This is a genomic window from Xanthobacter sp. BG11Y11_SDJG, from assembly GCF_057364445.1.
The window spans coordinates 1-13,126 of record NZ_JBNFNU010000086.1; the positions used below are offsets into that span (position 1 = coordinate 1).

The 13,126-nt window shown below is 69.6% G+C and carries 9 protein-coding genes and 2 pseudogenes; 6 read left to right on the plus strand and 5 right to left on the minus strand.

Annotation, left to right across the window (positions count from 1 at the left end):
- Both AC2W7M_RS09860 and AC2W7M_RS09865 read right to left on the minus strand, forming a co-directional pair.
- The coding region (locus AC2W7M_RS09860) for a glycosyltransferase (RefSeq protein ID WP_486132027.1) at positions 1-2,556 on the minus strand (2,556 nt) is incomplete at its 3' end.
- 361 nt (positions 2,557-2,917) lie between these two features.
- Positions 2,918-3,358 carry a hypothetical protein gene (locus AC2W7M_RS09865; protein ID WP_486132029.1) on the minus strand — a complete coding sequence of 147 codons (441 nt, stop codon included), beginning with the start codon at positions 3,356-3,358 and terminating at the stop codon, positions 2,918-2,920.
- Positions 3,359-3,689: 331 nt separating this feature from the next.
- Between AC2W7M_RS09865 and AC2W7M_RS09870 the strand changes: the two genes are divergently transcribed.
- Positions 3,690-5,183, plus strand: a complete 1,494-nt coding sequence (locus tag AC2W7M_RS09870; RefSeq protein ID WP_486132030.1) for a glycoside hydrolase family 17 protein — start codon at positions 3,690-3,692, stop codon at positions 5,181-5,183.
- Here AC2W7M_RS09870 and AC2W7M_RS09875 read toward each other — a convergent pair.
- Positions 5,143-5,565: a hypothetical protein gene (locus AC2W7M_RS09875; protein ID WP_486132031.1), complete on the minus strand. Its 423-nt coding sequence runs from the start codon at positions 5,563-5,565 to the stop codon at positions 5,143-5,145. The genes AC2W7M_RS09870 and AC2W7M_RS09875 overlap by 41 nt on opposite strands.
- Before the next feature lie 241 nt (positions 5,566-5,806).
- Between AC2W7M_RS09875 and glmU the strand changes: the two are divergent.
- From glmU to AC2W7M_RS09900, 5 genes and pseudogenes are all read left to right on the plus strand, one after another.
- A pseudogene (glmU, locus tag AC2W7M_RS09880) lies at positions 5,807-7,153 on the plus strand (bifunctional UDP-N-acetylglucosamine diphosphorylase/glucosamine-1-phosphate N-acetyltransferase GlmU).
- Between the two features lie 138 nt (positions 7,154-7,291).
- Positions 7,292-9,115, plus strand: coding sequence for a glutamine--fructose-6-phosphate transaminase (isomerizing) (glmS, locus tag AC2W7M_RS09885; protein ID WP_486132033.1), 1,824 nt, complete (start codon positions 7,292-7,294; stop codon positions 9,113-9,115).
- Between the two features lie 64 nt (positions 9,116-9,179).
- Entirely contained in the window at positions 9,180-10,241 is a 1,062-nt protein-coding gene (locus AC2W7M_RS09890) for a GGDEF domain-containing protein (RefSeq protein ID WP_486132035.1), read from the plus strand.
- A 2-nt stretch (positions 10,242-10,243) separates the two neighbouring features.
- On the plus strand, positions 10,244-10,378 hold the full coding sequence (locus tag AC2W7M_RS09895) for a hypothetical protein (RefSeq protein ID WP_486132037.1): 135 nt from the start codon (positions 10,244-10,246) through the stop codon (positions 10,376-10,378).
- A 58-nt stretch (positions 10,379-10,436) separates the two neighbouring features.
- A complete protein-coding gene (locus AC2W7M_RS09900; RefSeq protein WP_486132039.1) occupies positions 10,437-11,348 on the plus strand; it encodes a DMT family transporter in 912 nt (303 codons plus the stop codon).
- Here the strand turns inward: AC2W7M_RS09900 and AC2W7M_RS09905 are convergent.
- Positions 11,329-11,808 (minus strand): YbaN family protein, encoded by a 480-nt coding sequence (locus tag AC2W7M_RS09905; protein ID WP_486132041.1) that lies wholly within the window; start codon positions 11,806-11,808, stop codon positions 11,329-11,331. The genes AC2W7M_RS09900 and AC2W7M_RS09905 overlap by 20 nt on opposite strands.
- Before the next feature lie 13 nt (positions 11,809-11,821).
- Positions 11,822-13,126 (minus strand): annotated as a pseudogene (locus AC2W7M_RS09910) (ATP-dependent DNA helicase RecG); the annotation flags it as partial.

Genomic DNA, 13,126 nt, shown 5'->3' on the forward strand with positions numbered 1-13,126 from the left:
CGGCCGGGCGGCACGGTCCGGCCGGCCGGAAAGGCCGAGCCGGCGCGGCAGCGCCGCCACCTTGGTGCCGAGCGCGCGACAGGTGGCGAAGTCGTTCAGCTTCGAGGGCTCGAAGGCGCCGATCAGGGCCGCCGCCACGAAGGGCAGGCTCTGCACCATCAGAGCGATGCCGTAGAAGTTGATCTCGCGGATGTGGCGCCAGTCGTTCTTGGTCAGCGCCACGCCGGGCATGTTGTTGAGCACCAGCAAGGCGATGCCGGCGAGCAGCAGCAGGCCGCCGATGGCCGCCTCCGGCAGCGCCGGGAAGGAGCGTGCCGCGCCGGCGAGCCAGTTGTTGCCCTTGGCCGTGCGGGCGAAGGCAAGGTCCTTGTAGCGGAAGCCGTCCAGCACCGCCTTGGCCACCGTGAACTGCACCGCGCTCGCGGCGATCGCGGCGCCCACCATGCGCATGGGCGTGGTGGCGACGCGCATCTTGTAGAGGCTCACGAAGTGCAGCGCATAGACCAGGAAGGTGGCGACGATGGGCAGGGTCAGCACATAGGCCGGCACCGAGACGCCGAACAGCAGCACGAACGGCACGAAGCAGAGCGAGGCGAGTGCCATGAACGCGCCCACCGATTCCGAGCCGAGCCAGGAGATCCAGCCGAGCACGAAGTGCCGCTTCTGGGCAGTGGTCAGGCGCGAATTGTTCGGCAGGAAGCGGCGCCAGTGCTTCTTGATGATCTGGAAGCCGCCATAGGCCCAGCGGTGGCGCTGCTTCTTGAACGCCTCGAAGGTGTCCGGCAGCAGGCCATAGCCGTAGCGCTTGCGGGTATAGTGGGTCTTCCAGCCGTTCTCGGCGATGGAGAGGCCGAGGTCGGTGTCCTCGCAGATGGTGTCGGACGACCAGTTGCCGGCCTCCACCATGGCCGCGCGGCGGATCAGGCACATGGTGCCGTGCACGACGATGGCGTCATCCTCGTTGCGCTGGACCATGCCGATGTCGAAGAAGCCGGCATACTCGGCGTTCATCGCCTCGTGCAGCGGGCTGCGGAAGCCGTCGCGATGGTCCTGCGGCGCCTGGACGAGGCCCACCGTGGGGTCGTCGAACACCGGCACCAGGTCCTTCAGCCAGTCGGGCGTCACCGCATAGTCGGCATCGATCACGCCGATGATCTCGGCATCCGGGGCGGTGGCGTCGAGCGCGATGCGCAGGGCGCCGGCCTTGAAGCCCGACACCTTCTCGGCATTGATGAACTTGAAGCGCTCGCCGAGCAGCTCGCAATGGGCGCGCACCGGCTCCACCATCGCCGGGTCCGGCGTGTTGTTGACGATGATGATCGCCTCGAAGTTGGGATATTCGAGCCGGGCGAGGGCGTCGATGGTCTGCTTCAGCATCTCCGGCGGCTCGCGATAGGCGGGCACGTGGATGGAGACCTTGGGGAAGCGCGCGGGCGTCGCCGGCTTCTGCACCTCGACGAGGCGCGCCGGGCCACGGCCGAACACCACCGCCGCCAGCTCCTCGATGCGGTAGAGCAGCACGAACACCAGCGGCACCAGCATCACCACGCTCAGCGCCAGGGTGATGTAGTCGCCGCCCATCACGTAGTGGTTCATCCAATAGTCGACCACCAGCGCCAGCCAGGCGGCGACGCCGTTGCCGGCGCCCGCCAGAACGAGGCCCTGCGAGACGGTGATGTCGCGCATGCGCAGCAGCGGCAGGGTGAAGAGCACGCCGAGCAGCAGCGCCAGGATCGCGGTCTGGTTGTAGGTCGCCTCGAAGATCGGGCCGGTGAGGGGGAACTTGAGGTTCCGGTCGGCGTCGAACACGCCCCAGTACTGGCCCACCGAGCCTTCGTTCTGCTTCTTCGGCAGGTCGAACGCCTCGATGATGTTGTACTCGATGCCGAGCGCGTCGGCCCGGGCCACGAAATCGCGGATGATCTTGGCCTGCCACATGGGATCGGGCACCGAGGCGCCGCGATTGTAGCCGTGGGAGGGCCAGCCGAACTCGCCGACGACGATGCGCTTGCCGGGATAGGCGGCGCGCAGGCGGTCGTAGGCGGCGATGGTGTAGTCCACCACCCGGTCCGCCGGCACGTCTTCCCAGTAGGGCAGGATATGGGCGTAGATGAAGTCCACCGACGAGGCGAGCTCGGGCGTCTCGAGCCACGTGTTCCAGATCTCGCCCGTGGTCACGGGCACGTTGACCTGGCGCTTGACCTTGCGGATCAGCTCGGCGAGCTCGCCTTCCTTCATGTCGCCGCGCAACATGGTCTCGTTGCCGACCACCACCGCGTCCACGTTGCGGTTGCGGCGCGCCACCTCGATGACGTTGGCGATTTCCTTGTCGTTGCCCGCCTTGGCCTTCGGATCGAGCGCGCCCTGCTTGTCGGTCTCGCGGTTGAGCCAGGCGCCCGCGGTCACGCGGATGCCCTGCTCGCCGGCGATGCCGGCGATCAGCTCCTTGCCGTGGGTCGAGGAATAGGTGCGGATGGCGCGGGTATAAGGCGCGACCGCCTTGACGTCGGACCGGACCTGGTCGGGATTGGTCGGTGCCTCGCCCTCCGGACTCATATGCCGGCTGAAGGGTGCGAAGGAGAGGCTCCGGAAGCGCTCCGTGAGGTTCGGAGCGTCCGCCTCTGGACGCAAGGAAAGCCACATCGCGGCTTGGAACGAGGTCACAACCGCAATGATCGCTGCCGCAGCAGCAAGTCCGGGACGCATGGCGATGCCCACCCAAGGAGGGAAGTTAGAACCTGAACGCTGGCTTAAGGCGCCGGGTTCCGGAGGACGCACTGGGGCACCATTTCGACCTGCCCCCGCAGTCGGCCGTGCGCTTTTTCATTGCACCGCACCGAGACACTAACACTCTCGAATAAGGAGATAAATGGGGAGTGTGGCGGCCGTTCGACAAGCGTGCGTCCGCCGCATGATGTCATTGCTGCGCAGGTGCGGCAATGAAATCAGGGTTAACCCAGCACTGGTGGACCCGGCTGTTGAGATTGGCCTGGGCCTTCTGGTCGAGATTGCCCTGCCGCACCAGACAGCGGAAGGCGAGCTTCAGGTGCTCCGTGGGGCAGCCGAAGCGCTCGTAGATCTCGATGTGGCGCCTGGCGGTGTCCACGTCGTCGCGCCACAGCAGCGCGGCGATGCGCCGCCCGGTCCAGACGCATTCGGGCAGGCCGGCGGTGCCGGGCAGCTTGGCCGCCTCATTGAACTCTTCCACCGAGCGGCGCTGCGCCTCCTGGGCCGCCTTCTGCTCCGGCGTCATCTCTTGGGCGGGCTTCTGGTCGTTGCCCTGGGTCTGGGCGGCGACCGGGGAGAGGCAGGCGAGAACGAGTGCGCCCGCAAGGAGCGTAAGGCGAAATCTGTGCATGTCGGCCATTTTCATCGGAAGGAAGCGGCGGTCCGCGGCAACACCCTAGGAGATGGGCGCGAATTTGTCAGCATGACGACCGAACCTTCCGTAAGGATCGGATCATCGGCCCCGCCGCCGCTTCACACCGGCAGGCGAAACCTCTATGTGGCACCTCTGGTCCCGCCTCGGGAGATTTCCTTGCCGCTGCGAATGCCGATCGCCTCCGCCTTGGTCGTCAGCGCGCTGATCGCCGCGCTCTGGGCCGTTGTCGGACAGAAGGTGGAGATGCCGCCGTCGCCGCTGGCGGCGGGGGAGAAGCTGCCCTGCGTCTCCTATGCGCCGTTCCGGGATGGCAGTCGCCCTTCGACCGGCCGCTGGCGATCCCCGAGGCGCAGATCGACGAGGATTTCGCCCGCCTCGCCACGCTCACGGCCTGCGTGCGCACCTATTCCATCGAGCCGGCCTCGACAAGGCGCCCGCTCTGGCCCGCAAGCACAAGCTCGATCTGCTGATGGGGGTCTGGCTCAGCGCCGATCCCGAGCGCAACCGGCAGGAGCTGGACGAGAGCATCCGCATCGCCAACGAGAACCGCGACGTCATCAAGGGCCTCGTGGTGGGCAACGAGGTGCTGCTGCGCGGCGAGATGTCGCCCATGGAACTGTCGGACACGCTGAAATACGTGCGATCGAAGGTGGCGCCCATTCCCGTCACCTATGCGGACGTGTGGGAATTCTGGGAGCGCAACAAGGGCCTGTCGGCAGACGTGGACTTCGTGACCATCCACATCCTGCCTTATTGGGAGGACCTGCCGGTGTCCGCGGCCGAGGCCGGCCCGCACGTGGACCGAATCCGCCACGAGATGGCGGACGCCTTTCCCGGCAAGGACATCCTGATCGGCGAGACCGGCTGGCCCAGCGCCGGACGCATGCGCGAGGAGGCGCTGCCGTCGCCCGCCAGCCAGGCGCTGGTGCTGCATGATCTGATGGCGCTGGCCAAGCGGCAGAAATACCGGATCAACGTCATCGAGGCGTTCGATCAGCCCTGGAAGCGGCGCAGCGAGGGGACGGTCGGCGGCCACTGGGGCCTGCTGGACGCCTATGCCCGCGCCCCCAAGTTCGCCTGGGGCCAGCCGGTGTCCAACTTTCCCGCCTGGCCGCTCAACATCCTCATCGGCGTGCTGGCGGCCGCGGCGGCGCACGGCGCTGCCGTCCAGGGCGCACGCCGCGGGGAGCGGGCGGCGCCGATGGGGGCGCGCGAGTGGATCGCGGTGGGAGCGCTTGCGCTGGTCTCCGGCGCGACGCTCGGCCCAGGGCCCAGCCCAACGCGCCGCTGGAAAGCCTGCGGGCCTGTTTCGGCTGGGCTGCGCAACGGGGGCTTTTTTTTTTCACGCTCACCCCGCGCTCGCCTGCGCGGTGGCGCTGCCATGGCTGGTCGGCCGCGGGCAGGGCCTGGTGCCGGTCTCGCATCTGCTCGATCCCGCGCGCGGCAGCGCGGCCGCGCGCCGGCCGCGAAGGCTGGCGGCCCGCTGGTCCTCGCCGCGACCGTGACGGCGGTGGGCGTGGCGGCGCTCGAGTTGGTGTTCAACCCGCGCTACAAGGACTTTCCGGATTTCGTGCTCACGGGACCGGCGCTCGGCATCCTGATCCTGGCGCTGCTGCTGCGGCCGGCGCGCACCGGCCTGTCGGCCACCGAGGAGATCGCCCGCTTCGCCTTCCTGGCGGCGGCGATCTACATTCCGCTCAACGAGACGCTCGCCAACTGGCAGGCCCTCTGGTTCGGCGGGCTGTGCCTCGCCGTCTCGCTCACGGTGTGGCGGGTCCTGGCCGTGCAAAGGACAGCATGAGCATCATGGCGGCGAGGGCGCCGGCCAGTTCGTTATGGAACACCAGCGCCAGCCCCGAGAAGGCGAGCCCCACGGCGAAGGCCGGCAGGCTGGGGCGGACAAGCTGCACCGCCGCCGCCGCCAGGGCGATGGCGCCGAACACGTCCCAATTGTAGAGCGCCAGAACCGCCGTCCGGGTGAAGCACTGGGCGGTCTCCAGCCCGGCCTCGCAGGCGAGCCGCACCAGCGCCGGCTCCAGCACCAGATAGCGCACATAGAGCGCCCAGCCGACCGTGCCCATGCCGAGCGGGTTCAGCCAGTTGAGGCTATGCGCGCCGGGCCGGAACAAGGTGCTGCCGGCGGCCTCGATCCGTCCCTGGTCCGTGGTGCCGATGTCGCTCATGGTCGGTTCGCTGGTCCGTCCGCTGGTCCCGCGCGCCGCGCGGGGCGCGTCCGCCTCTTACGACGCCCGGCCGGCCCGGTCCAGCATCGGCTGCGCCGGCGGGCGATGGGATGCTTTCCCAAACGCGCCGCCCGCACTAAGGGATTGTCGCCGGCACATCCATTCGCGCCGTGATTCGGCGCCCCTTGCCGGGCGCGGCGGGCCAAGCGGGGTGCGGGACCGAAGTCCAGGGGGAATGCTCATGGGTGATCGCAGCCTGCTCGTCGTCGTGCTCGCCGCCGGTGAGGGCACGCGCATGGCCTCCAAGACGCCCAAGGTGCTGCACAAGGTGGCCGGGCGGACCATGCTGCACCACGTCCTTGCCGCAACGCAGGCGGCGGGCGCCACGCGCACCGCGTGGTGATCGGCCCGGACCGGGACGACGTCGCCGCCGAGCGCACCGCGTGCGCCGCAGCGCAGGTGTTCGTGCAGCGCGAGCGCCTCGGCACCGCCCATGCCGTGCTCGCCGCCCGCGCGGCGCTGGAACACGGCGCGGACGACGTGCTCGTGCTCTATGCCGACACGCCTTTGGTGCGCGCCGAGACGCTCGCCCGCCTCCGCGCGCCGCTTGCCGAGGGGGCGGGGGTGGCCGTGCTGGGCTTCCGCCCGGACGATCCCACCGGCTATGGCCGCCTCGTCACCGAGGGCGACGCGCTCCTCGCCATCCGCGAGGAGAAGGACGCGAGCGCGGACGAGCGCGCCATCGCCTTCTGCAATGCCGGGCTGATGGCGCTGTCGGGTCGCGAGGCGCTGGCGCTGCTGGAGCGGATCGGCAATGCCAACGCCAAGGGCGAATACTATCTCACCGACGCCGTGGAGCTGTCCCGCGCGGCCGCCGGCGGCGGTCGCCATCGAGGCCGATGCGGAGGAGGTGGCGGGCGTCAACAGCCGGGTCCAGCTCGCCGAGGCGGAGGCGATCCTTCAGGCGCGCCTGCGCCGCGCCGCCATGATGGGCGGGGCGACGCTGATCGCGCCGGAGACCGTGTTCTTCAGTGCCGACACCCAGCTCGGCCGCGACGTGCTGGTGGAACCCCACGTGGTGTTCGGCCCGGGCGTGCGCGTGGGCGACGACGTGGTGATCCACTCCTTCTGCCACCTGGAAGGGGCGGTTCTGGAGGCGGGCGTCACCATCGGACCCTATGCGCGCCTGCGCCCCGGCACCCGGCTCGACAGCGGCGTGCGCATCGGCAACTTCGTGGAGACCAAGGCGTCCCACATTGAAAGGGGCGCCAAGGTGAACCATCTCTCTTATGTGGGTGACGCCCATGTGGGCGCTGGCGCCAATCTCGGCGCGGGCACCATCACCTGCAACTATGACGGCTTCTCGAAATACCGCACCGAGATCGGCGAGGGCGCCTTCGTGGGCGTGAACTCCGCGCTGGTTGCGCCGGTGCGGATCGGCAAGGGCGCCTATGTGGGCACCGGCGCCGTCATCACCGAGGACGTGCCGGACGACGCGCTCGCGGTCGCCCGTGCGCGTCAGGTGGTGAAGGCGGGCTGGGCCGAGGCCTTCCGCGCGCGCCGCAGCAAGGAGAAGGCCGGCTCCTGACAGGAACGGAAAGGCGAAGTGATGCCCTCTCGGCACCGCTTCGCGCTAGAGAAGCAACGGTTCAGGTTTGCGTTGCATCATGAGGGGTGAGGCCCGCGGGGCGGCGGGCGCTTCGATCATCGGGGGAGCGGAAACGGCATGTGCGGCATCGTCGGCATTCTGGGCAAGAGCGCGGTCGCGGAGAAGGTGGTGGAATCGTTGCGCCGCCTGGAATACCGGGGCTACGACTCGGCCGGCGTCGCCACCCTGGAGCACGGCCACCTGGAGGTGTGCCGGGCCGAAGGCAAGCTCAAGAATCTGGAGCACAAGCTCGACAGGCACCCCATGGGCGGGCATTCCGGCATCGGCCACACCCGCTGGGCGACCCACGGCAAGCCCTCCGAGCGCAACGCCCATCCCCATGCCACCAAGCGCGTGGCGGTGGTGCATAACGGCATCATCGAGAATTTCCGCGAGCTGAAGACCGGGCTCGAAGCCGAGGGCGTCGTGTTCCGCAGCGACACCGACACCGAGGTGGTGGCCCAGCTGGTGGACCGGCAGCTCTTGGCCGGCAAGAGCCCGGTGGCGGCGGTGGCCGAGGTTCTGCCGCGTCTGAAGGGCGCGTTCGCGCTCGCCTTCCTGTTCGACGGCGAGGCCGACCTGATGATCGCCGCCCGGCGCGGCTCGCCGCTCGCCATCGGCTACGGCAATGGCGAGATGTTCCTCGGCTCGGACGCCATCGCCCTCGGCCCGTTCACCGACCGCATCTCCTATCTGGAGGAAGGCGACTGGGCGGTGCTCACGCGCGAGAGCGTCGAGGTGCGCGACGAGAGCGGCCGCATCGTCGAGCGGCCGGTGCAGAAGGTGCCGGCCGGCGCGCTGCTGGTGGACAAGGGCAACCACCGGCATTTCATGGCGAAGGAGATCTACGAGCAGCCGGAGGTGATCGCCCACACCTTCTCGCATTATCTCGACCTTGCCGCCGAGACCGTGTCGCTGCCCGATTTGCCGTTCGACCTCGCCGAGATCCAGCACATCTCCATCACCGCCTGCGGCACGGCGCTCTATGCCGGCGCGGTCGCGGAATACTGGCTGGAACGCTTCGCGCGGGTGCCGGTCTCCACCGACATCGCCTCCGAATTCCGCTACCGCGAGACGCCGCTGACGCCGGGCGGGCTGACCATCGTCATCTCCCAGTCAGGCGAGACGGCGGACACGCTGGCCTCGCTGCGCTACGCCAAGGAGTGCGGGCAGAAGGTGCTCGCGGTGGTGAACGTGCCCACCTCCACCATCGCCCGCGAGGCGGACGCGGTGCTGCCGATCCTCGCCGGGCCGGAGATCGGCGTCGCGTCCACCAAGGCGTTCACCTGCCAGTTGGCGACGCTCGCCTGCCTGTCGGTCGCCATCGGCCGCGCCAAGCGCCTGCTGTCGCAGGATGACGAGCACCGGCTGGTGCGCGCCTTCATGGAGGTGCCGCGGCTGATGACCGAGGCGCTCAAGCTCTCGCCCGAAATCGAGGTGCTCTCGCGCACCCTCGCCAAGGCGCGGGACGTGCTCTATCTCGGCCGCGGCACCAATTTCCCGCTGGCGCTCGAAGGGGCGCTGAAGCTGAAGGAAATCTCCTACATCCACGCCGAGGGCTATGCCGGCGGCGAGCTCAAGCACGGGCCCATCGCGCTGATCGACGAGACCATGCCGGTGGTGGTTATCGCCCCCCACGACCGCATCTTCGACAAGACCGTCTCCAACATGGAGGAGGTGGCGGCGCGCGGCGGCAAGATCATCCTCGTCACCGACCCGAAGGGCGCGGCCGAGGCCCATGTGGACGCGGTGCAGAAGCTGATCCTGCCGGAGATGCCGGCGACCGTGTGCCCCATGGTCTATTCCATTCCGGTGCAGCTCATCGCCTACCACACCGCCGTCATCATGGGCACGGACGTGGACCAGCCGCGCAACCTCGCGAAGTCGGTCACGGTGGAGTAGCGCGTTCAGCCGCACGGCGTTCGTTGCGTAGCCGCGTCTCGATCCAAGGAGCCGATGCCTCGCCATGGCTGCCGCCACGCTGCCCATCGTCATGAACATCGCCCTCGCGGCACTGTTCGCGATGAGCTACGTCGCGATCGCCGTGCTCCATCCCTCGCAGCGCGCGGCGACGTGGTTCGCGGCCAGCTACTTCGTCGGCATGCTGACCCCGATCGGCATGCTGGGGCTGTCCTACACCAACCTCGTCCGTCCTTACGGGAGCATGGTGTTCTTCGGATTTGCGGGCGGCCTTCTGCTCATGGTGCCGGGGCTCGCGGTGTTCTATCGCCAGCGCATCCCCTGGCGCGTGATCGCCGCGATCACGCTCGTGACGTTTGCCGCCGGCTACGCGCTGAATCAGATGGACCGCAACACCCTCCATTATACGCTGACCTACCAGCTGCCCTTCATGCTGGCCTCGGCCGCGAGCACCTGGATGGTGCTCAAGGGCAGTCCGCGCCAGGGCATCGACCTGGTGCTGGCCGCGCTGTTCGCGCTCATCACCGTGCATTTCCCCATCAAGGCGGTGGTGGCGGCGATGCTCGGAACGGGGCCGACCCCCGCCGACTACATCCGCTCCACCTATGCGCTGCTGTCTCAGGTGAGCACGGCGATCCTGCTGGTGGCGACCGGCCTCACGCTCCTCATCAACGCCACCCTCGCGGTGCTGCGCGACAGCCAGATCGCCGCCGAGACCGATGCGCTGACCGGCATCCTCAACCGGCGGGGCTTCGAGGCGCGCGCAGCCCGGCTGCTGGAGCAGGCGCGCCGCAAGGCCACGCCGGCGGCATTGCTTCTGGTGGACATCGACCATTTCAAGCGGATCAACGACACGCTCGGCCATGCGGCCGGTGATCGGGCGATCCAGGCGCTGGCCGCCACCCTGCGCGACGTGACGCCCCAGTCGGCGGTGGTGGGGCGCGTCGGCGGCGAGGAATTCGCCGTCCTGCTCGACCGGGCGCCCCGGGAAATGGCGCGCCATCAGGCCGAGGCGATCCGGCAGGCGGTGCTTTCAAGCCGGGAGGCGGGCGTGCCCGCCCTCACGGTCAGCGTCGGCGTCGCGGCGGTCGGCTTGGCGACCCGCTGACGATGGCGCTGGAGCGCGCGGACACGGCGCTCTACGAGGCCAAGCGGTCCGGCCGCAACCGGGTCTGCCTCTTCCATGGGCCGCCCGTCCTCGTGGCGACGCAGGACCATGCGGCGCGGGGTGGCGAGGGCGTGTAGGCGCGGCGGCGGCGGGCGCGTATCAACGGGGCTCGATATCGAAACCGAATCGGGCGCCATGACTGCCACTGCGGACAAGCCGAACCTGACGCGCGAGCTGTTGCTGCTGCTCCTGCTCGCCACATTGTGGGGCGCCTCCTTCACCTTCATCAAGGTGGGGGTTGAGACCATCCCGCCGGTGACGCTGATCGCGGTGCGCACGCTGATTGCCGGCCTCATCCTGCTGGCGCTCCTCAACTGGCGCGGCATCGCCCTGCCGCGCGGCGGCGCCATGTGGGGCCGCTTCATGCTCCAGGCCTGCATCAACAGCGTCATCCCCTACGCGCTGATCGCCTTCGCCGAGCAGACCACCGACGCCGGCCTCGCCGCGATCCTGAACTCCACCTCGCCGATCTTCGCCTTCCTGTTGACCGCCTTCGTCACGCGCCACGAGGTGGTGACGGGGCGCAAGCTGTTCGGCGTGGCGGCGGGGCTCGCGGGCACGACCCTCGTGATCGGCATGGGCGCGCTCAAGGGCATCGGCATCCAGTTCTGGAGCGAACTGGCGCTGGTGGCGGCCGCCGCCTGCTACGGCATCTCCGCCATTTTCGGCAAGGGGTTCCGGGGCCTCGATTCCATGGTCCCCGCCGCCGGCTCCATGGTCTGCGGCGCGCTGGTCCTGGTGCCGGCCAGCCTGCTTATCGACCATCCCTGGACGCTGACGCCGTCGCGGGAGTCGGTGCTGGCGCTCCTGGCGCTCTCGGTTTTCTCCACGGCGATCGCCTTCGTGATCTATTTCCGGCTGCTGCGCACTCTGGGCTCGGTGGGCGCCACGGCGCAGGCCTATCTGCGCGTGCCCATCGGCGTCGCCGTCGGCGTCGTCTTCCTGGGCGAGAGCCTGTCGACCACCGCCTGGATCGGTCTCGCCTGCGTCATCGTCGGGGTCGCGGCCATGACCCTGCCGCGGCGGATCAGTGGTTCGGCCGCGTGAGCATGAACACCGCGAGCGCGGCGAACAGGGTGGCGAGCACGATCAGCAACAGGCGCGGCGCATCGAAATACCAGGCGCCGGTCAGCGTGCCGACGAAGCTCATCATGGCGAACGCCTTGGCGATCGGCGGGATGGCGCCGGTGGCCTTCCAGCGGGCGACGCTCGGGCCGAGATAGGGGTGGGCGAGAAGCCAGGCCTCGAAGCGCGGCGAGGAGCGGGCGAAGCACCAGGCGGCGAGGATCAGGAACACCGTGCCCGGCAGCATGGGCACCACCATGCCGATGGCGCCCACCACCAGGAACAGGCACCCGGCCGCGAACAGCGCCCGGCGATAGAGCGCCTCGCGCGCGAACCAGCGGCGGACGGCGCTCGGCGCGGCGGCGGGCGGCGGCACGGCCGTCGACGGTATCGCGCGGTCCTGCTGCGGCGCTGCGTGCATGTTCTCATTACGCGTGGTCACGTTCGTTCTCGCCTCATCCCGCGCCCAGAAGGCGCATGGCCGCGTCGCGCTCATGCAGATAGAGCAGGGTGCGCAGCCTGTCCGCAACCGGCGCGGTCAAATCGGGATCCTGCCGCACGAGGGTGGCGGCGAGACGACGGGCGGTCTCCATGTCCGCGGCATGGACATCGAGCCGCGCCACGCGGAAGCCCGGCATGCCGCTCTGGCGGGTGCCGAGCACGTCGCCTTCGCCGCGCAGCCTGAGGTCTTCCTCGGCGATGCGGAAGCCGTCCTGGCTCTCGCGCAGGATGGCGAGGCGCGCCTTGGCGGTCTCGCCCAGGGGCGCGCGGTAGAGCAGGAGGCAGGTGGACGGCTTGTCGCCGCGCCCGACGCGCCCGCGCAGCTGGTGCAATTGGGCAAGGCCGAAGCGTTCGGCGTGCTCGATCACCATGATCGTGGCCTCGGGCACGTTCACGCCCACCTCCACCACCGTGGTCGCCACGAGAAGCTGGGTCTCTCCGGCGGCGAAGCGCGCCATGGCCGCATCCTTCGCGGTGCCGGACATGCGGCCGTGCACCAGGTCGACCTTGGGGCCGAAGCGCGCCTTGAGCGTTTTGAAGCGCTCGGTGGCGGCGGCGAGGTCCGAGGTGTCGGTCTCCTCCACCAGGGGACAGATCCAGTAGGCGCGCGCGCCCGCCGCCATGGCGCGGCCGACCGCCTCCACCACCTCGTCGAGCCGGTCGAGGGGCACGGCGCGGGTGTCGATCTCCTGCCGGCCGGGCGGCTTCTCGCGCAATTCGCTCGCCTCCATGTCGCCGAACAAAGTCAGCACCAAGGTGCGCGGGATGGGGGTGGCGGTCATCACCAGCATGTCCACGGCCGCGCCCTTGCGGGCCAGCGCGAGGCGCTGCTCGACGCCGAACCGGTGCTGCTCGTCCACCACGGCGAGCGCGAGGTCGCGGAAGACGACGTCGTCCTGGATCAGCGCATGGGTGCCCACCACGAGGCCGGTCCGGCCCTCAGCGAGGCCGGCGAGGATGTCGGCGCGGGCGCGCCCCTTCTCCCGGCCGGTGAGCAGCGCGACCTCGATGCCGGCGGCCTGCGCCAGCGGGGCGATGGTCTCCAGATGCTGGCGTGCCAGGATCTCCGTGGGCGCCATGAGGGCCGCCTGCCGCCCGGCCTCCAGCGCGATGGCGGCGGCGAGCAGCGCCACCACCGTCTTGCCCGAGCCCACATCGCCCTGCATGAGGCGCAGCATGCGCGTCGGCGCGGCGAGATCGGGCGGCGATGGCCGCGAGCGCCTGTTCCTGGCGCGCCCGTGAGGGCGAAGGCAGGGCGG